The sequence below is a fragment of the Blattabacterium cuenoti genome, from assembly GCF_014251555.1.
In the GTDB taxonomy this organism is placed as follows: Bacteria; Bacteroidota; Bacteroidia; order Flavobacteriales; family Blattabacteriaceae; genus Blattabacterium; species Blattabacterium cuenoti_P.
Window position 1 is genome coordinate 443676 of record NZ_CP059190.1, and the last position, 19682, is coordinate 463357.

At 27.0% G+C, this 19682-nt stretch carries 23 protein-coding genes; 17 read left to right on the forward strand and 6 right to left on the reverse strand.

Annotated elements, in window-relative coordinates:
• The first annotated feature begins 2 nt into the window (after positions 1 to 2).
• The 5 genes from H0H68_RS02190 (at position 3) to groL (ending at position 4034) form a co-directional block, all read left to right on the forward strand.
• On the forward strand, positions 3 to 1244 hold the full coding sequence (locus H0H68_RS02190) for a sigma-54 interaction domain-containing protein (RefSeq protein WP_185853179.1): 1242 nt from the start codon (positions 3 to 5) through the stop codon (positions 1242 to 1244).
• Positions 1234 to 1716 (forward strand): hypothetical protein, encoded by a 483-nt coding sequence (locus H0H68_RS02195; protein ID WP_185853180.1) that lies wholly within the window; start codon positions 1234 to 1236, stop codon positions 1714 to 1716. Before H0H68_RS02190 ends, H0H68_RS02195 begins: the two co-directional genes overlap by 11 nt.
• Positions 1717 to 1761: 45 nt before the next feature.
• A complete protein-coding gene (secG, locus tag H0H68_RS02200; protein ID WP_238783984.1) occupies positions 1762 to 1962 on the forward strand; it encodes a preprotein translocase subunit SecG in 201 nt (66 codons plus the stop codon).
• 119 nt (positions 1963 to 2081) lie between these two features.
• Complete coding sequence (locus tag H0H68_RS02205) at positions 2082 to 2360, forward strand: co-chaperone GroES (RefSeq protein ID WP_185853182.1); 279 nt, start codon at positions 2082 to 2084, stop codon at positions 2358 to 2360.
• 30 nt (positions 2361 to 2390) lie between these two features.
• Positions 2391 to 4034, forward strand: a complete 1644-nt coding sequence (gene groL, locus H0H68_RS02210; RefSeq protein ID WP_185853183.1) for a chaperonin GroEL — start codon at positions 2391 to 2393, stop codon at positions 4032 to 4034.
• A 65-nt stretch (positions 4035 to 4099) separates the two neighbouring features.
• On the opposite strand, the gene H0H68_RS02215 is transcribed toward groL, so the two are convergent.
• From H0H68_RS02215 to H0H68_RS02225, 3 genes are all read right to left on the reverse strand, one after another.
• A complete protein-coding gene (locus tag H0H68_RS02215) occupies positions 4100 to 4588 on the reverse strand; it encodes a KdsC family phosphatase (RefSeq protein ID WP_238783937.1) in 489 nt (162 codons plus the stop codon).
• A gap of 104 nt (positions 4589 to 4692) precedes the next feature.
• Positions 4693 to 5091, reverse strand: coding sequence for a DUF3276 family protein (locus tag H0H68_RS02220; protein WP_185853184.1), 399 nt, complete (start codon positions 5089 to 5091; stop codon positions 4693 to 4695).
• An 85-nt stretch (positions 5092 to 5176) separates the two neighbouring features.
• A complete protein-coding gene (locus H0H68_RS02225) occupies positions 5177 to 6907 on the reverse strand; it encodes an ABC transporter ATP-binding protein (RefSeq protein ID WP_185853185.1) in 1731 nt (576 codons plus the stop codon).
• Between the two features lie 98 nt (positions 6908 to 7005).
• Here H0H68_RS02225 and nusB point away from each other — a divergent pair, with 98 nt between their 5' ends.
• Genes nusB through H0H68_RS02245 form a run of 4 tightly spaced genes read left to right on the forward strand, consistent with a single transcriptional unit; the run spans position 7006 to position 9013 of the window.
• Positions 7006 to 7935 (forward strand): transcription antitermination factor NusB, encoded by a 930-nt coding sequence (nusB, locus tag H0H68_RS02230; protein WP_185853186.1) that lies wholly within the window; start codon positions 7006 to 7008, stop codon positions 7933 to 7935.
• 37 nt (positions 7936 to 7972) lie between these two features.
• Positions 7973 to 8302 carry a preprotein translocase subunit YajC gene (gene yajC, locus H0H68_RS02235; RefSeq protein ID WP_185853187.1) on the forward strand — a complete coding sequence of 110 codons (330 nt, stop codon included), beginning with the start codon at positions 7973 to 7975 and terminating at the stop codon, positions 8300 to 8302.
• On the forward strand, positions 8299 to 8922 hold the full coding sequence (gene coaE, locus H0H68_RS02240) for a dephospho-CoA kinase (RefSeq protein ID WP_185853188.1): 624 nt from the start codon (positions 8299 to 8301) through the stop codon (positions 8920 to 8922). The genes yajC and coaE overlap by 4 nt, the downstream gene beginning before the upstream one ends.
• Complete coding sequence (locus H0H68_RS02245) at positions 8906 to 9013, forward strand: 30S ribosomal protein THX (protein ID WP_185853189.1); 108 nt, start codon at positions 8906 to 8908, stop codon at positions 9011 to 9013. The genes coaE and H0H68_RS02245 overlap by 17 nt, the downstream gene beginning before the upstream one ends.
• Here the strand turns inward: H0H68_RS02245 and H0H68_RS02250 are convergent.
• Positions 9010 to 9714 carry a zinc metallopeptidase gene (locus tag H0H68_RS02250; protein ID WP_185853190.1) on the reverse strand — a complete coding sequence of 235 codons (705 nt, stop codon included), beginning with the start codon at positions 9712 to 9714 and terminating at the stop codon, positions 9010 to 9012. The two genes, H0H68_RS02245 and H0H68_RS02250, sit on opposite strands and share 4 nt — an antisense overlap.
• 141 nt (positions 9715 to 9855) lie before the next feature.
• Between H0H68_RS02250 and H0H68_RS02255 the strand changes: the two genes are divergently transcribed.
• Complete coding sequence (locus H0H68_RS02255) at positions 9856 to 11133, forward strand: NAD(P)/FAD-dependent oxidoreductase (protein ID WP_185853191.1); 1278 nt, start codon at positions 9856 to 9858, stop codon at positions 11131 to 11133.
• On the opposite strand, the gene H0H68_RS02260 is transcribed toward H0H68_RS02255, so the two are convergent.
• Positions 11126 to 12157, reverse strand: a complete 1032-nt coding sequence (locus H0H68_RS02260; protein ID WP_185853192.1) for a chorismate-binding protein — start codon at positions 12155 to 12157, stop codon at positions 11126 to 11128. The two genes, H0H68_RS02255 and H0H68_RS02260, sit on opposite strands and share 8 nt — an antisense overlap.
• Positions 12158 to 12159: 2 nt before the next feature.
• Entirely contained in the window at positions 12160 to 12630 is a 471-nt protein-coding gene (locus H0H68_RS02265; RefSeq protein ID WP_185853193.1) for a PaaI family thioesterase, read from the reverse strand.
• 72 nt (positions 12631 to 12702) lie between these two features.
• Here H0H68_RS02265 and H0H68_RS02270 point away from each other — a divergent pair, with 72 nt between their 5' ends.
• From H0H68_RS02270 to H0H68_RS02300, 7 genes are all read left to right on the forward strand, one after another.
• Positions 12703 to 13245, forward strand: a complete 543-nt coding sequence (locus H0H68_RS02270; RefSeq protein WP_185853194.1) for an isopentenyl-diphosphate Delta-isomerase — start codon at positions 12703 to 12705, stop codon at positions 13243 to 13245.
• Positions 13246 to 13248: 3 nt separating this feature from the next.
• Complete coding sequence (locus H0H68_RS02275; protein ID WP_185853195.1) at positions 13249 to 13659, forward strand: 6-pyruvoyl trahydropterin synthase family protein; 411 nt, start codon at positions 13249 to 13251, stop codon at positions 13657 to 13659.
• The gene (gene gcvT / locus H0H68_RS02280) at positions 13646 to 14752 is read left to right on the forward strand and encodes a glycine cleavage system aminomethyltransferase GcvT (protein WP_185853196.1); all 1107 of its coding nucleotides are present in this window, start codon (positions 13646 to 13648) and stop codon (positions 14750 to 14752) included. The genes H0H68_RS02275 and gcvT overlap by 14 nt, the downstream gene beginning before the upstream one ends.
• A 108-nt stretch (positions 14753 to 14860) precedes the next feature.
• A complete protein-coding gene (locus H0H68_RS02285; protein ID WP_262887118.1) occupies positions 14861 to 16162 on the forward strand; it encodes an MATE family efflux transporter in 1302 nt (433 codons plus the stop codon).
• A 106-nt stretch (positions 16163 to 16268) separates the two neighbouring features.
• Positions 16269 to 17939 carry a DEAD/DEAH box helicase gene (locus H0H68_RS02290; RefSeq protein ID WP_185853198.1) on the forward strand — a complete coding sequence of 557 codons (1671 nt, stop codon included), beginning with the start codon at positions 16269 to 16271 and terminating at the stop codon, positions 17937 to 17939.
• Positions 17940 to 17946: 7 nt separating this feature from the next.
• On the forward strand, positions 17947 to 19032 hold the full coding sequence (gene aroC, locus H0H68_RS02295) for a chorismate synthase (RefSeq protein ID WP_185853199.1): 1086 nt from the start codon (positions 17947 to 17949) through the stop codon (positions 19030 to 19032).
• Positions 19029 to 19682: tRNA (adenosine(37)-N6)-dimethylallyltransferase (locus tag H0H68_RS02300; protein ID WP_317168023.1), on the forward strand; the 654-nt coding region annotated here is incomplete at its 3' end. The genes aroC and H0H68_RS02300, both read left to right, overlap by 4 nt.

Consider the following 19682-nt stretch of genomic DNA (forward strand, 5'->3'; position numbering starts at 1 on the left):
ACATGGAATTTATCCAAAATATAAAACAAAAGTTTGGAATCATTGGATATGATTATGCTTTACATCGAGCTTTAGAAAAAACTGTACAAGTGGCTCCTACCGATATTTCGGTATTAGTTCTTGGAGAAAGTGGAGTAGGAAAAGAATTTATACCAAAAATTATTCATCAATTCTCTTCCAGAAAACATAATTCTTATATTGCTGTAAATTGCGGAGCCATTCCAGAAGGAACTATTGACAGTGAACTTTTTGGACATGAGAAAGGTTCTTTTACAGGTGCTACAAGTATGCGAAAGGGTTATTTTGAAGGAGCTAATGGAGGTACCATATTTTTAGATGAAGTAGGAGAGCTTCCTTTGACTACACAAGTACGCCTTCTTAGAATTTTAGAATCAGGAGAATTCATTAAAGTTGGTTCTTCTAAGATTCAAAAAACTAATATACGAATTGTTGCTGCTACTAATTTAAATATGATAGAATCTATACAAAGAGGAAAATTTAGAGAGGATTTGTATTATCGTCTTAATACAGTACAAATTAATGTACCTCCTTTACGATTTCGTAAAAATGATATCAAATTTTTGTTTAAAAAATTTGCCAATGATTTTGCTGAAAAATATCATATGCCTCCAGTTCTACTTACTGAAGAATCCTTAAAATATCTAGAAAATTATTCTTGGCCAGGAAATGTCAGACAATTAAAAAATATGACAGAACAAATTTCTGTGGTAGAAACAAAACGTGAAATTTCTATAGAAAAATTAAAAGAATACATTCCAGAAAATATACCTTCAATATCATTTTCTCACAGTGAAACTTTCTTTCAAGGCCCTTCTAGGGAAAGAGATTTTCTGTATAAAATTTTGTTTGATATGAAAAAAAATTTGAATGATTTGAAAGATGTTACTTTTCAATTGATTAAAAATCATACGGATTCTAGATTTATTGAAAATAATCAGCAACTTATGGAAAAAGTTTTTGGAAAAATGATTCATAATAGAGAGAATTCAATTTTTCAATTAGAAGATTCGTCTAAACCTTCTTCTGAGGATGATTTTGATTATGAAGAAGTAGAAGAGGATTTATCGAAAAATGAATCATCTTCTTTTTCTTTACAAAAAAAGGAAATAGAGTTTATTCAAAAAACTTTAAAAAAAAATAATGGAAAAAGAAGGAAAACAGCTAAAGAATTAGGAATTTCAGAAAGAACATTATATAGAAAAATTAAACAGTATGGCTTGTAATAAAATTATTTTGACTTTAATATTTTTTACTGTTACTAGTTGTTCCCATCCTTCTCTTTATTCATTTTTTGATATAAAAAAAACAATAGAAATAGGAGATTTCTCAGAAAATATAAATATACCTAGAAGATCTATTGCTTTTGATTTTAGAAAGTATCTTGAAGATTATATTATGAAACATAATCCTTCTAATTTGGTATTAAAAGATGGAGATGCTATTTTAGAAGGAACATTTTTGGATTACATAATTGTTTCAACGAAAAATCATCCATTAAAAAAAATTCAAATAACGGTAAAAATATATTATAGAGACAATTTTGAACCAGAAAAAAGCTGGGAGCAATGTTTTGTAATATCAGAAGATTTTTATCACAAAAAAGAACTCTTTTTAGAAAGACCCATTGATAAGATCATAGAGAAACTTACTATTCAAGTATATCACAAAATATTTAATGAAAATAATAATTGGTAAATGGAAACGACACCTATAACTATATTTGGATTTTTTATTATCACAATGTGTCTTCTACTTATATTGGTTATACTAATACAAAATCCTAAAAAAGAAAGTATTAATCAGACTTTTATGGAAAAAAATTTTAGATTTTTTGGGATTAAGAGAACAAATACATTTTTAGAAAATGTTACTTGGTTTTTATCCATTATTATATTCTTTTTGACTCTGTTTTTCAATTTTTTTCTAAAGTCAAAACATTAAACATGTATGTCATAATGACATTTAATATTACTTAAATGAAAAAAATTCAAGTATTTTTTATTTGGCATGTTTTTGGCTTTGGACGATTAGTATCATAAACTTTAAAAATTATTTAAAATATGGTGGAAGTAAAGATTAAACCTTTAGCAGATCGTGTTCTTGTACAACCTGATCCTGCTGAAACAAAAACAGCTTCAGGTATAATTATTCCTGATACTGCAAAAGAAAAACCACAAAAAGGAACTATAATCGCAGTAGGGAAAGGAAAAAAGAATGAACCTATGATTTTAAAAGAAGGAGATAGAGTATTGTACGGAAAATATTCTGGGACGGAATTGAAATGGGAAGGAGAAGAATATCTCATAATGCGTGAGTCTGATGTAATAGCTATCATATAACTTGTTAATTCATTAAAAAATTAAAAAATTATGGCAAAAGATATAAAATTTGATATTGAAGCAAGAGATAAACTAAAAAAAGGAGTAGATGCATTAGCTAATGCAGTCAAGGTAACTTTAGGCCCAAAAGGTCGTAATGTTGTATTGCAAAAATCATTTGGAGGACCTCAAGTCACCAAGGATGGTGTGACTGTAGCTAAAGAAATTGAATTAGAAGATCCTATAGAGAATCTTGGAGCTCAAATGGTGAAAGAAGTTGCTTCTAAAACAAATGATGTGGCAGGAGATGGAACTACAACTGCAACTGTTTTAGCTCAAGCTATTGTTAGAGAAGGATTGAAAAATGTAGCAGCTGGGGCTAATCCTATGGATTTAAAAAGAGGAATAGATAAAGCTTTAAAAGCTGTAATTTTAGATTTAAGAAAACAATCTAGAGAGGTTGGAGGGAATACAGAGAAGATCAAACAGGTAGCTTCTATCTCTGCAAATAACGACGAAAAAACTGGGTCTTTAATAGCTGATGCTTTTGAAAAAGTAGGAAAAGAAGGTGTCATAACTGTGGAAGAAGCAAAAGGAACAGATACATCTGTTGATGTTGTTGAAGGAATGCAATTTGATAGAGGTTATCAATCTCCATATTTTGTTACAAATACCGAGAAAATGATCACTGAATTTGATCAACCTCAAATTTTATTATCTGATAAGAAAATAGCAGCAATGAAAGATTTGTTGCCTATATTGGAACCTGTAGCACAGTCCGGTAAGCCCCTTCTTATTATTTCTGAAGAAGTTGAAGGAGAAGCTTTAGCTACATTAGTAGTAAATAAGATACGCGGAACTCTAAAAGTGGCTGCTATTAAAGCTCCTGGTTTTGGAGATAGGAGAAAAGCCATGTTAGAGGATATAGCTATTCTGACAGGGGGGTCCGTTATTTCTGAAGAAACAGGAAGCAAGTTAGAAGATGTAAAATTAAATATGTTAGGGAAGGCAGAAAGAGTTATTGTAGATAAAGATAATACTACTATTGTTAATGGTGGAGGGAACAAAAAAGATATAAGAGCGCGTGTTGATCAAATCAAAGCACAAATAGAATCAACTACATCGGATTACGATAAGGAGAAATTGCAAGAACGTCTCGCAAAATTAGCGGGAGGAGTAGCAGTTCTTTATGTTGGAGCAGCATCTGAAGTTGAAATGAAAGAGAAAAAAGATCGTGTAGATGACGCTTTAAATGCTACTAGAGCTGCAGTAGAAGAAGGAATTGTAGCAGGAGGTGGAGTAGCTTTAGTTCGTGCTGTTAATTCTTTAGATAATCTAAGAGGAGAAAATGCTGATCAAGATACTGGAATACAAATAGTCAGAAGATCTTTAGAAGAACCTTTGCGTCAAATTGTAGCTAATGCAGGCGGAGAAGGATCTGTAGTTGTTGCTAAAGTAGCTGAAGGAGAAGGAGATTATGGATATGATGCTAAAATTGGAGAATATAAAAATATGATTGCAGAAGGAATCATAGATCCTACTAAGGTTGCTAGAGTGGCATTGGAAAATGCAGCTTCGGTATCCGGAATGTTGTTAACTACTGAATGTGTTGTTACAGAAATTAGAAAAGAGGAATCTAATGCGGCCCCTTCAATGCCAGGAGCTGGAGGAGGTGGAATGGGAGGAATGATGTAAAGGTGAATGTGTGAATAGAAAAAAAAAATAGTGTCCTGAAAAAGACACTATTTTTTTTTGGTTTTTTAAAACCAATTTTTTTGAATTTTCAAAGTTTGTTCAATCACATCTCTCACGCATCCTCTTCCCCCTTTTTTCGGTGAAACATATTTAGATATATCTTTAACTTCTTGAACTGCATCTATTGGAGAACAAGGCAAAGCTACAGATTTCATGATTTCAATGTCCGGAATATCATCTCCCATATAAAGAACTTTATTCTTTGTAATATTCAAAATATTACAATATTCATCCAAATATTTCTTTTTGTTATCAACTCCTTGATAAATATAACGGATATTCAAACCTCTTAAACGTCTAAAAACCATTAAATCTGATCCCCTTGTAATGATACACAAATTATACCCTTTTTTTTTTGCTAACTGCATAGCATATCCATCTTTAGCAAACATTTGACGAACCATGTTCCCATCTGGAAATAAATTCAAAGTACAATTTGTTAATACACCATCTACATCAAATATAAAAGTATTAATGTCATTCATTATATTCATATAGTTCTCCATATCTGTCATCTCCTTATTAAAAAACATACCTATCCTTAAAAAACTTTAACAAACAGAACAGCGTGCAACCATCACTCACTCTATCCTACTTATTAAATATCCTCAAAATTAATATTTGTGAAATCCTTTATTTCTGATGTTTTTTTTTGAGCTTCTTTGACCTCTTGACTTTGATTATATGTTGTATGATTCTTAAAATCTTTTTGATGGCGTTCCGAAATCACTTCTCTTCCTTTTTCATGAATAATAAATCTAATCATATCATCAAGTATGCTTTGAAATTTCGAAAAATCCTCTTTATACAAATAGATTTTGTGTTTTTTATAAGTTACTTCTCCTGTTTCAGAAAAGTTTTTCTTACTTTCAGTGATGGTTAAATAATAATCACCAGCTCTTGTTTCTCTTGCATCAAAAAAATACGTGCGACTACCAGTTTTTAGAGTTCGTGAACAAATTTCATTTCTTTCTTTGATATTTTCTTTTTCGTCCATTTCAAAAAATATTATAATCCTAATAAAGCAAATCTAAATAAAAAAAATGTAGGATGATTATTCAAAATCAATTTTTTTAAAAATTCTACAACAAAATATTATGATTTTCTATTCTTGATATTTTTCCATCTTTTAAAACAATAAATAGATCAAAATCAGAAACATAAGAAGTATCATGAGTAATAATAATAATGGTACTATTTCTCATTCCTTTTTTTATATAATTGATAATTAACTTTCTAGTTCTCTGATCTATAGCAGAAAAACTATCATCAAATATAAGAATTTTGGGATTTCTTATAAGAGCTCTTGCTATGCATATTCTTTGTTTTTGCCCTCCAGATAAAGTAATTCCCCTTTCTCCTATAACTGTTTCATATCCATTATTAAAATTTAAAATATCATCTTCTATCATAGCTTTTCTTGCGGCTTCATATACTTTACATTGAGTTACTTTTTCTATACTTCCTAAAGCAATGTTATTGTAAATCGAATCTGAAAAAAGAAAAGATTCTTGAGGTACATAACCTATATTGTTTCTTAAATCATACAAATTATGATTTTTTAAAGATAAATTATCTATTAATATTTCTCCTTGATGAGGATCATATAAACGTGACATTAATCTTCCTATAGTTGTTTTTCCTGATCCTGTTTCTCCCGTTAGAATCAAAGTCTCTCCTTTCATAAGGGTAAAAGATATTTTGCTAATTGTATGATTTTTATTTTTTATATCATTTTTATTTTTGTAATAAATGAAACTAACGTTTTTAAATTGAACTTTACCAAAAATTTTCGTTTTTATCAAGTTTTTATTGGAAATTTCTGGTTTTTCTTTTAAAAATTCACTTATGCGAATTCGTGAAACTTTAGCCCTTTCTACAATAGAAACTACCCAGCCCAATATAATGAAAGGAAAAATCAATACATTAATGTATGTAAAAAATTCAGCAATGGTTCCTATCTCTTTTATCTCTCCTTCAAAATATTTTTTTCCTCCAAAAAAAAGAATTAACAAATGACTAGTTCCTATAAAAAATATTATAACAGAAGATAAAATAGTATCTATTTTTGCTAATTCTATATTCTTTTTTTGGTATTCAGATATGATTTTCTTATGTTTATTTTGAAAAAAAGGTTCTGCTACAAATGATTTAATAACATGAATTCCAGAAAAAGCATCTTGAATGAAAGAACATATAATAGATTGATAATTTTGAACTTCCTCACTTTTTCTAGTAATAGAAATACTTATATAATAAATGAAAATAAAAAGAACAGGAATGGGCAAAATTACATAAAAAGTCAGAATCTTGTTAATTCGTAACATTTGTACAAAAACCATGAAAAAAAGAACGATAAGATTCACAAAATACATGATACCAGGACCTATATATTGTCTGATAAAAGAAACATCTTCTGTTAGTCGATTCATCAAATCCCCTGTAGAGTTTTTCTTATAAAAAGACAAACTCAATTTTTGATAATGTGAAAAAATTTCATTTTTTATATCAAATTCTATCATTCTAGATGTTGTTATAATACATTGTCGCATGTGATATTTAACAAATCCTCCAATGATTGGAACTATCAGTATAATGCTAGTATAAATACAGATCTCTTTTTTTAAATAGAAAGAATTTGATGCATTTGAAAAGCTGGTAAATAGATTTTTGATTGTGTTAATAGATTTTCCTATATAAGGAATAGGAAGCATAGTTAAAATATTTGATATTAGAATCAATAAAAAACCTATGCACAAACGTAATTTGTATCTTTGACAATATTTTTTGCTAAAAGCAAATAACCCACTCATATAACATACAAAAATACAAACTTTTTAAGTTTGATTTTTTATTTATATAATTGTACAAAAGATCTTGTTGTGTTAAAAATCAACATCATGAATAAAAAATGTCAATAAGACGACACTTCAGAATAAGAAGTTTGCAATTTTTATATGCTCAACATTTATCTAAAATGGATTCAAATCAAGTTGAAGAAAACATGCTTAAAAGCATTGAAGAATTGCATAATTTATATATTTCTCTTCTTTGTTTAATTTTGAAAATTAGAGAAAACGCTATAAAAAGAAATTTATACAATAGAAAAAGCACAAATCCAATACAAAAATTGGCATATAACTCCGTAATCAAAATCCTGTCTAATAATAAGTACTTGATCGAAGAATATAGTTCTACAGAAAATTCTGGGAAAATTTTATGGAAAAAACAAGACGAATACTTCTTTCTTTTATTACAAGAGATGCAAGAATCAATTTTATGTAAAAAATATTTTGATAAGCCTTGCACTTCTTTTGAAGAAGAGAAAAAATTTATCATAAAATATTATAAAAATATTGTGATTCCAAATAAAAAACTTCTAGAATATATAGAAGATCTATATATTAACGGACAAGAGAATTTATGTATAGCTCATACCATGGTTTGCAAAACTTTACGATTTATAAAACATTCTACTCCTCCGAATTTTAAATTATATAACATTTACAAAAATAACGAGAATAAAAAATTTATTATTGATTTATATAGGAATACAATTTTTCACAAAAATGAATTTAATAATTTAATCGACGATATATCAAATAATTGGGATATAAAAAGAATAGCAATTATAGATTTAATTATATTGCAAATGGCTATTTGTGAATTTTTATATTTTCCGAATATCCCTCCAAAAGCCACTATGAATGAATATATAGAAATTACAAAAATATTTTGCATGGAAAAAAGTAAAATTTTTATTAATGGAATATTAGATCAAATATTTAAACTTTTACATAATAAGAATAAAATATTTAAAATAGGAAAAGGACTTCTATAAGTCTGATGACGACTCTATAAACTTTAAATGTTATTTTATGTTTTTTTTATTGCAACAAAATTCTATTGCAAATACTATTTGTATGTTTGCATTGATTTTCATTATATTCTATTTTTTTATGATACGTCCTCAAATACGAAAACAAAAAATTGAAAAAAAATTCCAGGAAAATCTAAAAAAAGGAAATTATATAGTAAATAATTCAGGAATACACGGTAAGATCATAGAGATTACAGATAATGTTTGTGTACTAGAAACTGTTACAGGAAAAATAAAAATTGAAAAAAATACAGTTTCCAAGGAACTGACTCAATTACGTTATAGTGAAACTTTGAATCATCAAAATAAAAAACAGGAAAAAAAATGAAATTTTTGTTGATAGGAATAACGGGAAAAATGGGATCCGGAAAGAGTTTATTTTCTTCTTTTTTCAAAAAAAAAGGAATCCCTGTTTACTCTTCAGATGAAAGGGGAAAAATATTAATGAATCAAACAGAAATTATAAAAAAAAATATTATCAAACATTTTGGAAAAGATTCTTATAAAAAAGAAAAAATTAATAAAACCTATTTATCTGAAATTGTTTTCAAAAATCCTTCTGCATTAAAATTATTATGTTCTATTGTCCATCCATGGATTTCAATTGATTTTAAAAATTGGATTTTTTCTGTACAAAAAAAAACTTTATATGTAATCAAAGAATCTGCTATTTTATTTGAAAGTGGAAGTTATAAAGAATGTGATATTATTATGACTATCATTTCACCTATAGAAAAGATGATTGAAAGAATTATAAAAAGAGATAATCTAAATGAAAATCAAATTATAAATCGTCTAAAAAATCAAATATCTAACAAAAAAAGAGAAAAAAAATCTCATTTTATTATTAGTAACTATACATCTGTAACTTTTTTACAAAAAAAAGCAGATAAAATACATGAACTATTCAATAAGTTATACACAAATCAATATGGGAAAAGGAGATAAAAAAACTAAAAGAGGAAAAATCAGAAACAAAACTTATGGAAATCTTCGTCCAAATCCAAGAAACGCTAGAAAAAAGAAAAAAAACAATTAAAGTTGTTCATTTTTTTTACTTGCATTTGTGAAAAAAGACAAGAAATATATCAGTTGAGCCAAACTTCCTAAAGCAGAAACAACATAAGTCATGGCAGCCCAATTTAAAGATTCTTTCGCTTTGTTGTATTCTTGATAATTGACTATATTTTTGTTTCTCATCCAAGTCAAAGCTCTATTGCTTGCATCAAATTCTATTGGTAAAGTTATAAAAGAAAAAAGAACAACTAAGAAAAATAATCCTATTCCTAATTTAAGAATCAAAGAATCTTTTCCTCCTGAATTGTAAAAGATTGTTAATCCAGATATTATAGCTAAATTAGTGAATGTCGAACTATAATTCAAAAGAGGAACTAAATGATTTCGTATTTTCAACAAATTATAACCTAACTTATGTTGTAAGGCATGACCACATTCATGAGCAGCTACTGCAACAGCAGCTGCATTTCTTCCATTGTAAACTTTTTCACTTAAATTTATTGTTTTGTTTAGAGGATTATAATAATCTGTCATATCCCCTTCGACTGAAAGAACATTAACATCAGTAATCCTATTATCTGTTAACATTTTTTCCGCTACTTCTTTTCCACTCATATAAGAATGTAAATAAAATTTAGAATATTCTCGGAATTTATTCTTTAAGATCGTATTAACAATAACACTTACCAAAAAAGTAGTGCCAATAATGAAATAGTAAGTCATCAGAATCTATTTTTAAACAAAATTATTAATTTATAATGAAATAGTAAGTCATCAGAATCTATTTTTAAACAAAATTATTAATTTATTAATTAAAATGAAAATATATATATATAAATTAGCTGATGTGTCAAACTTTTGACTATGAATATTCCAACAATAAATAATCTAAAAAGAGTCGTGATTATTGGCGCCGGTTTTTCTGGTTTACAAATAGCAAAAAAACTGAGAAGAGACAAATTTCAGGTTGTTCTTATAGATAAGAATAATTATCATACTTTTCAACCATTGTTATATCAAGTAGCTACAGCTGGGTTAGAACCGGATTCTATTGCACATTCTATCAGAAATATTATCAAAAAAACAAAAAACTTTTTTTTCAGATTAGCTTATGTTCATTATATCAATACAGAGAAGCAAAAAATCTATACCAATGTAGGTGATTTATCTTATGATTATTTAATTGTGGCTACAGGATCTGTTACTAACTATTTTGGGAATAAGAATATTGAGTCATTCGCCTTGCCAATGAAATCGATTCCAGAAGCTTTAGATCTTAGAAGTCTTATTTTGCAAGATTTTGAATCTGCTTTGCTAACAAAAGATGTTAAAGAAAGAGAAAGACTTATGACATTTGTGATTGTAGGTGGGGGGCCTACCGGGGTAGAACTTGCTGGAGCTTTAGCTGAAATGAAAAAATATATTCTTCCACATGATTATCCTGATTTAAATATTCAATCTATGAATATTCACTTGTTACAAGCTTCTCCTAGACTATTAGATGGGATGTCCGAAAAATCAGCAGAAGAAGCTTATAAAAATTTGAAAGAATTAGGGGTCATCATTTGGTTAAATTGTTTAGTTCAAGATTACGATGGAAAAATAGTTTTTATAGAAAAAAATAAAAAAATAGAATCTGCTAATGTCATATGGGCTGCAGGAGTAAAAGGAGCTATTATAAAAGGTTTTTTAAAAGAAGATGTGAAAGGACATAGAATCTTGGTAGATGATTATTTTAAAACTATAAAATACAAAAATATTTTTGCGATTGGAGACGTTGCTTATATGAAATCTTATCCTAATGGTCATCCTATGACCGCTCAACCTGCCATCCAACAAGGTAATTATTTAGCTAAAAATTTTAATCTTTTTTCAGACAAAAAAAACATTAAACCTTTTATTTATAAAAATTTAGGTTCTATGGCTACTATTGGAAGAAACAAAGCTGTATGTGATTTTCCCTATTTTAAATTAAAAGGTTTTTTAGCATGGATTGTATGGATGTTTGTTCATCTAGTTAGTTTAGTTGGTTTTAGAAATAGAGTAATAGCCTTAACCAATTGGATCATTCAATATTTTCATTATAATAAAAGCGTACGTTTAATTATAAGACCATTTCATAGAAAAAAAAAAATCATTTAAAAACGAGTTGAGAAAGAATATTTTTAACTTTGTTTTCTGTTTCTATATATTCTTGATCTATATTACTGTCCACAGTAATTCCACTTCCAGCATACAAAGTTATTTCTTTTTTATCTTCCTTGATTCTTGCACATCTCAAATGAAGATATAATTCCATGTTTTTTCTGCTTCCAATTCCAATGGATCCTGTATAAAAATTTCTTTTATATCCTTCATATTTTTGAATAAAATCTAAAGATTCTTTTTTAGGAAAACCACATATAGAAGGAGTAGGATGGAGGCGATCCAATATTTCATAATAATCAGGTTTTTCCAAAAAAGAAAAAAAAATTGGAGTTTCCAAATGTTTTAAATGACCCATTTCTACCGTTTTAGTCTTTTCTAAAAAGATGGATCCTTTATAAGATTTCAATAAATGAATAATGTATTTTATTACAATTTTATGCTCTTCTATTTCTTTTTTCGTCCATTTCTGTTGATCCCAAACAGTTCCTGCTAAAGCTACTGTTTTAAATTTATTTTCATGAAATTTCATTAATAATTCTGGAGAACATCCTATCCAAAATCCATGATGAATATCGTACCAAAGACTGATTAAAGCATTTGGATAAGAAAAAATTAACTTTTGAAAAGTTTTTTTAAAATAAAAAGTGTGAAAAGAAATCTTTATAGATCTGGACAAAACTACTTTTTGAAAGTGTCCTTTTCGAATTTCTTCTATTGCTTTTTGAATTAAATTTTTATACTCTGAAGAATAAGTTAAAAAGGAAGACTTGTCTTCAGAAGTATCTTTTACAAAAGATTTCCGTATGTCTGCATAATAAATTTTTTTTGGAACTATTTTTATCGTATAATTATGATCAAAATCTTGGATAAGAAAAAATCTTTTTCCTTTAGAATCATAATTAGAATAAAAAAAAACCTTATTTTCGTGAGGTTTTCTGAAAATAACAAATGGATTGTGATTCCAATAATTTTTGATGACTTTTTTATATAAAGAAAAGATACTGATTTTTTTAAACATATTTATCTCGTTTTAATTATAAAATTAGTCATTTTACAAAAGCTAATTACATCTTTTTTTTCATTATAAACATCAATTTGAATAACATGTAAAGTTTTTCCTTTATGAAAAATTTTAGCTTTAGCAAATAAAATCCCTTTTTTTATACATAGAATATGATTGGCAGAAATCTCAATGTTTTTAACATTGAAATTATTTTTTTCTACACTTACTGCACTTTTATCTTCTTTTAGTTTTTTCACTTTCAGATTGATAAAAGATAAAGAACTGCCAACACTTTCAGCTAAAGTGATTGTAGCCCCTCCATGTAGATAACCGAAAGGTTGTAAAATTTTATTATTTATTGGCATTTTTGCTATTAAAAAATCTAATTTTGTGGATAAAAAAATAAACTGAATACGCATTTCACTTATCAACGTATTTTTTTTTAAATTATTTAATTCATTTAATAATTCTTTAATTTCTTTTTTCATAACCAAAAATAAATTAAAAATAACCTTTTAATCTAATTCTATACATTACATTATTTTTTAAAATTGATGAATATGAAGGATAGAAATAAAATAGTAAACGATGACTACATTCCTTTGATAGGAAAAGAAAATCAGATTATTGGATTTGAAAAAAAAGAAAAAATTCACTCAGAAGGACTTTTTCATAGTGCTGTTTCTGTATTCATTTTTAATCCAAAAAATGATTTAATGTTACAAAAAAGATCTTCAAAAAAATATCATTCTTCTTTACTTTGGACTAACACATGTTGTAGTCATCCTAGAAAAAATGAATCGGTTTTAACAGCAGCTCATCGTTGTTTAATAGAAGAAATGGGTTTTGATTGTTTTTTAGAACAAAGATTTTGTTTTACTTATCATGAATATTTGAGAAATGGGTTGATAGAAAATGAATTAGACCATGTTTTTGTTGGATATTATGAAAAATCTCCAATTATAAATTATAAAGAAGTTGAAAATTGGAAATGGACTTCGTTAAATGAATTAATTAAGAATGTTCATCTTTATCCAGATTCTTATACAATTTGGTTAAAAATTATACTAAAAAATTATATAAATCAGTTAAATATTTATTAAATCATGAAAGCAACCATAAGCAGAAAAGGATATTTTAGTGCTGCTCATAGACTTTACAATAGACATTGGGATTATCAAAAAAATATAGAAATATTTGGAAAATGTGCATATTTAAACTATCATGGACATAATTATGAGTATATAGCCAGTGTCACAGGAGAAGTGAATATAGAAACAGGATTTGTTCTTAGTTTGCAGAAGTTAAGAGATATTCTTCGTGAAGAAATAGAAGAACTTTTTGATCATAAAAACATCAATTTAGATTTGAAAGAGTTTTCTTCTGTAAATCCTACTGCAGAAAATCTTGTTATTTTCATGTGGAATAAAATAAATAAAAGAATATCTTCAAACTTTGATTTGAAAATAACTTTATACGAAACGGAAAATAATTTTGTTGAATATGATGGAAAATAATTTGAAAAGAACAATATTATATGAAAATCACATACGTTTAGGCGCTAAGATGATTGATTATTCTGGATTTTCTATGCCCCTTCAATACACTTCTTCTTTAATAGAACATATGTCTGTAAGAAATGAAACTGGTATTTTTGATGTTAGTCATATGGGAAAGTTCATATTGAATGGACAAGATTCCATGAATCTAATTCAGTATTTAACCACAAATGATTTATCCAAAATAAAAATAGGACAAGCTCAATATACCTGTTTCATTAATAATCATGGAGGAATTATAGATGATTTAGTGATTTATAAGATTTCGGAAAAGAAATTATTACTTATAGTTAATGCAGCTAATATTGAAAAAAATAAAAAATGGATAAATCATCATATAAAGAAAAATGCTTATCATATAGAATTCATAGATTTTTCTAAAGAATATTCTCTATTGGCTATTCAAGGACCTTTATCCTTATTTTACATTCAAAAATTAACTAATATACCATTACAAAAAATCCCTTTTTATCACTTTGAAATAGGAGAATTTGCAGGAATTAAAAACGTATTGATTTCTTGTACTGGATATACAGGGTCTAAAGGAGTGGAAATTTATATTCCTAATGAATATGCGGAAAAAATATGGAGTGATATTCTAGAAATAGAAAAAAATAAAATTACTCCTTGCGGAATAGCAAGTAGAAACTCATTAAGATTAGAAATGGGATATCGTTTATATGGACAAGATCTTTGTGAAGAAATAACTCCTATAGAAGCAGGATTATCTTGGATCATAAAATTTGAAAAAAAATTTATTGCGAAAGAAATATTACAAAGACAAAAAAAGAAAGGAAAATACAAAAAATTTATATCTTTTGTTGTAGAAGAAAAAGGAAAAATTCCTAGACAAGGATACTCGTTAATAGATAAAAATGATAATCTTATTGGAAATGTAACTTCTGGTATTTTTTCCCCAGTTTTAAAAAAAGGAATTGGATTAGGATATTTGTGGAATCAAAAACAAAAAATAGATTCCGTTTTTCTTTCAATAAGAAAGAAGAAAATCCCTATTAAAATGGTAAAATTACCCTTTATTAAAAAAAACTAATTTCAATTCAAAATCAACTAAAAATTTAAATGAATCATTTCAAATATTAGTTTTATCAAAAAAAACGAAACATATTCGAAACATATTAAAAAAAATTTTTTGTTAGCTATTCCTGTTTTTTTTACTCAATTAGGAGTCATATTTGTTGGTTTATCTGATAATATGATGGTTGGTTTTTTGGGTAAAAAAGCTTTAGCTTCAGTTTCATTAGCTAATTCTGTTTTTTTTATTATAGTTATTTTTGGATTGGGAATATCTGCAGCTATTTCTTCTCTAATAGCATCCATAGATGCCAAACAAGAATACAAAAAAGGTGCCATTATTTTTTATCATGGATTAATTATCAATTTTCTTTTATCCATATTTATGTATGGATTAATACATGTTTTTTCCTATGTTCTACCTTATTTAGGACAACCTAAAGAAATTTTGAGTGAAACTATATCTTTTCTGAAGATAATAGCTATTTCTTTCATTCCATGGATGATATTTGAAGTTTTTAGAAAATTTTCGGAAGGATTATCTTTGGTGTACCCCGGTCTTGTCGTTACTTGGTTTTCAGCTTTTATTAACATCATATTAAATTATGTATTCCTTAACGGAATGTGTGGATTCCCTAAATTAGGAACTGTGGGGGTCGCTTATTCTACCTTAATATCTCGTATAACTATGCTAATAGGAATTCTAGTTTTATTGTACAGACATAAGAAAGTGCATGATTACTATAATCATTTTAAATATTTTTTTTTTAAAAAAAAATATTTCAAAAAAATACTCAAAATAGGGATTCCTTCTGGATTGCATATGTTATTTGAAATGAGTGCTTTTGCTATTTCTTCTTTTATCTCAGGAAGATGTGGAATTAAGGTATTGGCTGCTCATCAAATTGTTATCAGTTTAGTCTCTTCTACCTTTCTCCTAAGCACAGGCCTTTCTGTAGCTGCTACAGTTAGAATAGGAACCCAGTTTGCTTTAAAAAATTATTCTGAGTTAAGAAGAATAGGAAAATCTATTCTTTTAATGGGAATTGTTTTTATGTTAATTTGCAGCCTTTTCTTTTTTTTATTTCGAGGCTATATTCCTTACATCTATATAAAAAATGATTATGAGGTAATCAAAATTGCAGAAAAAATGATTTTTATCGCTAGTTTTTTTCAGTTGTCTGATGGTTTACAAGGAATCATTCTTGGAGCTTTAAGAGGATTGCAAGATGTTCATATTCCTATGTGGATCAGTTTTTTTTCTTATTGGATTATTGCTTTGCCTACAGCTTGGTTTTTATCTATTAGAATAGGAGGAAACGGGATATGGATCGGGTTAGGATTAGGACTCACGATATCAGCCCTATTACTTTTTATAAGATATGAAACTATAACTAAAAGACTTACGAGAAAAAATATTAATAAATAACTAATATTCAATTAAATAATCATAGTTAATAATAATTATCTATATTTGTTGATATAATAAGTGAAAAATTAAAAATACCATTTTTTAATTTTTTAACCATTCTTTTATGAAAAAAACATTTAAAGAATACAATTTTTTTAATAATAATATTCTTAAAGCCTTAGAAGATATTGGCTTTAAATATCCTACTCCTATACAAGAAAAAGTTATTCCATTCTTACTCTCTTCAGAAAGAGATATCATAGCATTAGCTCAAACAGGAACTGGAAAAACAGCCGCTTTTGGATTACCAATCATTCAAAAAGTAAATTATGATCTGAGGAACCCACAAGCTTTTATTTTATGTCCTACAAGAGAGCTTTGTATACAAATTACTCGTGATCTTTGTCGTTTTTCTAAATTTTTATCGTCGATTAGAATTATTCCTTTATATGGCGGAGTAAATATAGATACTCAAATTAAATCTTTGCAAAATAAAACTCACATTATAACAGGAACTCCAGGTAGAATTATTGATTTAATAAAAAGAAAACAATTGCATCTTGAAAAAATTAAATATTTGATTCTCGATGAAGCGGATGAAATGCTAAATATGGGATTTAAAGAAGAGTTGGATTACATAGTTGATATGTTACCAAAAAAAAGACAAAGTCTTCTTTTTTCAGCAACAATGTCCAAATATATGAATGTCATTGCTCATACTTATTTAACGGACCCTGTGGAAATAATTACAGGACAAAAAAATATTGGATGTGATGATGTCAAGCATATTTATTATATAGTTGGTCATTTAAACAAAAAATATTTAGCTCTAAAAAGAATTGTAGACATTAATCCTGGTATTTATGGGATTATATTTTGTAGTACGAAAAAAGAAACTAAAGAAATAGCTGAATATCTCATAAAAGATGGTTATAATGCTGATGCTTTATATGGAGATCTTTCACAAACACAACGTGAATCTGTGATGAATCGATTCAGAAACAAAAATTTGCAATTTCTCGTTGCTACGGATGTGGCGGCTCGTGGATTAGATATTCATAATATAACTCATGTCATAAATTATAATCTTCCAAAAGAAAGTGAAATCTATGTACATAGAAGTGGTCGTACTGGACGAGCTGGAAATTCTGGAATTTCTGTTTGTATTATACATACCAAAGAAACTAGAAATTTAAAAGAGTTTGAAAGAAAAATAGGAAAGAGCTTTGAACGAGTTATGGTTCCTAGTGGAAAAGAAATATGCGAAAAACAACTGCTTTATTTCATAGAAAAAGTAAAAAAAGTAGTTGTAGATGAACAATTGATGAAAAAATTTCTTCCTGAAATACAAAAAAATTTAGAATTTTTTGACAAAGAAGAATTGATCAAACGTTTTTCTTGGATTGAATTTAATCGTTTTATAAATTATTATAAAAATTCTAAGGATATAAATCCTATTATAAATTATTATAAAAATTCTAAGGATATAAATCCTAATATTTTTATTAATAATAAATTCAATAAAAAGCTTTTTTTGAGGTCAAAAAAATCAAAAAAAGAATCTTTTTCCAAACTATTTTTGAATAGAGGATCTAAAGATAATTTAACAAAATTAGGGCTAATCAATTTAATTAATCAAGCAGTTAACAATTCACGTATTCATATTGGACATATAGAAATTTTATCAAATTCTTCATTGTTCGAAGTAGAAAAACGTTATAGAAACAAAATATTAATAGGAATGAGTAGAATCAACCATTTGGGAAGACCTATTTCTATAGAGATTAAAAATTAAAATTTATATGGCAGGGAATACTTTTGGTAAGTTATTTAAAATCAATACTTTTGGAGAAAGTCATGGAACAGCTTTAGGAGGTGTGATTGATGGGTGTCCAGCAGGTTTGGAATTAAATTTTGATGAAATTCAATATGAATTAAATCGTAGAAAACCGGGTCAATCATCTATAGTCACTCAAAGAAATGAACCTGATCAAGTAAATTTTTTGTCTGGAATTTTTGATAATAAAACAACAGGAACTCCTATTGGTTTTGTTATTTATAACAAAGATCATAAATCAGATGATTATAAACATATTCAGGATATTTATCGTCCATCTCATTCAGATTTCACATATGAAAATAAATATGGAATCAGAGATTATAGAGGAGGAGGACGTTCTTCTGCCAGAGAAACAATATGTAGAGTGGTAGCTGGATCTATAGCTAAACAATTAATAAAAAATATAAAAATTACATCTTATGTTTCTTCTGTAGGAGATATTTCCATTAATAAATCTTATCAAGAATTAGATTTATCCAGAAAATCCATAGAAAAATATCCTATAAGATGTCCTGATCCATCTATTGCGGAAAAAATGATATATAAAATTCAAAAAATAAAAAATAAAGGAGATACAATAGGAGGAACTATAACTTGTGTCATTCAAAATGTTCCAATAGGAATAGGAGAGCCAGTTTTTGATAAATTACATGCTGAACTGGGAAAGGCTATGCTTTCAATTAATGCTGTGAAAGGTTTTGAATATGGCAGTGGATTTTATGGAACTAAACTAACCGGTTCTCAACATAATGATCTATTTCATCAGAATGGAAAAACTAAAACCAACTTATCCGGAGGAATACAAGGGGGAATATCAAATGGGATGGATATTTATTTTAAAATAGCTTTCAAACCTGTAGCTACAATAATGCAAAAACAAAAAACTATAGATAGGTATGGTAATTTTGTATTGATGGAAGGAAAGGGAAGACATGATCCTTGTGTTTTGCCACGTGCTATACCCATTGTTGAATCTATGACTGCTTTAGTTTTAGCAGATTATTGGATGTATACTAAATTATCTAAATTAAATGCACTTCAATATTGAATCAAAAATTTGTTATTTTTATTTTGGGACCAACATGTGTTGGAAAAACTCACGTTTCATTATTTTTAGCTGAAAAATTAAAAACTGAAATCTTATCTTGTGATTCTAGACAATTTTATAAAGAACTCAGAATAGGAACTTCTATACCTACAAAAAAAGAACTTTCTAGAATTCCTCATCATTTCATAGGACATTTAAATATTCATCAAATTTACAATGCTAAATTTTTTGAAATAGACTGTTTAGAAAAGATTTATAAATTATTTAAAAAACATTCTATTCTGATTCTGGTAGGAGGATCTGGATTGTATGAAAAAGCTATAACAGAAGGGTTATCTAATTTTCCTGAAATAGACTTAAATATTAGAAATGATTTGATTCTTCATTTTAAAAAAAAGGGAATATCTTTTTTGCAAGAAGAATTTAAAAAATTAAAAAAACAAGATGAATTAGATATTCACAATCCCAGACGTCTAATACGATATTTGGAAATCGTAAAATCTACAGGATATTCTCCTTCCTTTTTTTTTTTTAAAAAAAAAAAAAAAAAAAAAAAAAAAAAAAAAAAAAAAAAAAAAAAAAAAAAAAAAAAAAAAAAAAAAAAAAAAAAAAAAAAAAAAAAAAAAAAAAAAAAAAAAAAAAAAAAAAAA

Excerpts from the sequence above, each read along its gene's own strand:
- H0H68_RS02195 (WP_185853180.1), top strand. The coding sequence starts at position 1,234 with ATGGCTTGTAATAAAATTATTTTGACTTTAATATTTTTTACTGTTACT.
- nusB (WP_185853186.1), top strand. The coding sequence starts at position 7,006 with ATGTCAATAAGACGACACTTCAGAATAAGAAGTTTGCAATTTTTATAT.
- H0H68_RS02225 (WP_185853185.1), bottom strand. The coding sequence starts at position 6,907 with ATGAGTGGGTTATTTGCTTTTAGCAAAAAATATTGTCAAAGATACAAA.
- H0H68_RS02275 (WP_185853195.1), top strand. The coding sequence starts at position 13,249 with ATGAAAGCAACCATAAGCAGAAAAGGATATTTTAGTGCTGCTCATAGA.
- secG (WP_238783984.1), top strand. The coding sequence starts at position 1,762 with ATGTGTCTTCTACTTATATTGGTTATACTAATACAAAATCCTAAAAAA.
- H0H68_RS02265 (WP_185853193.1), bottom strand. The coding sequence starts at position 12,630 with ATGAAAAAAGAAATTAAAGAATTATTAAATGAATTAAATAATTTAAAA.
- aroC (WP_185853199.1), top strand. The coding sequence starts at position 17,947 with ATGGCAGGGAATACTTTTGGTAAGTTATTTAAAATCAATACTTTTGGA.
- H0H68_RS02205 (WP_185853182.1), top strand. The coding sequence starts at position 2,082 with ATGGTGGAAGTAAAGATTAAACCTTTAGCAGATCGTGTTCTTGTACAA.
- H0H68_RS02255 (WP_185853191.1), top strand. The coding sequence starts at position 9,856 with ATGAATATTCCAACAATAAATAATCTAAAAAGAGTCGTGATTATTGGC.
- gcvT (WP_185853196.1), top strand. The coding sequence starts at position 13,646 with ATGATGGAAAATAATTTGAAAAGAACAATATTATATGAAAATCACATA.
- coaE (WP_185853188.1), top strand. The coding sequence starts at position 8,299 with ATGAAATTTTTGTTGATAGGAATAACGGGAAAAATGGGATCCGGAAAG.
- yajC (WP_185853187.1), top strand. The coding sequence starts at position 7,973 with ATGTTTTTTTTATTGCAACAAAATTCTATTGCAAATACTATTTGTATG.
- H0H68_RS02245 (WP_185853189.1), top strand. The coding sequence starts at position 8,906 with ATGGGAAAAGGAGATAAAAAAACTAAAAGAGGAAAAATCAGAAACAAA.
- H0H68_RS02215 (WP_238783937.1), bottom strand. The coding sequence starts at position 4,588 with ATGAATATAATGAATGACATTAATACTTTTATATTTGATGTAGATGGT.
- groL (WP_185853183.1), top strand. The coding sequence starts at position 2,391 with ATGGCAAAAGATATAAAATTTGATATTGAAGCAAGAGATAAACTAAAA.
- H0H68_RS02270 (WP_185853194.1), top strand. The coding sequence starts at position 12,703 with ATGAAGGATAGAAATAAAATAGTAAACGATGACTACATTCCTTTGATA.
- H0H68_RS02290 (WP_185853198.1), top strand. The coding sequence starts at position 16,269 with ATGAAAAAAACATTTAAAGAATACAATTTTTTTAATAATAATATTCTT.
- H0H68_RS02260 (WP_185853192.1), bottom strand. The coding sequence starts at position 12,157 with ATGTTTAAAAAAATCAGTATCTTTTCTTTATATAAAAAAGTCATCAAA.
- H0H68_RS02190 (WP_185853179.1), top strand. The coding sequence starts at position 3 with ATGGAATTTATCCAAAATATAAAACAAAAGTTTGGAATCATTGGATAT.
- H0H68_RS02220 (WP_185853184.1), bottom strand. The coding sequence starts at position 5,091 with ATGGACGAAAAAGAAAATATCAAAGAAAGAAATGAAATTTGTTCACGA.
- H0H68_RS02250 (WP_185853190.1), bottom strand. The coding sequence starts at position 9,714 with ATGACTTACTATTTCATTATTGGCACTACTTTTTTGGTAAGTGTTATT.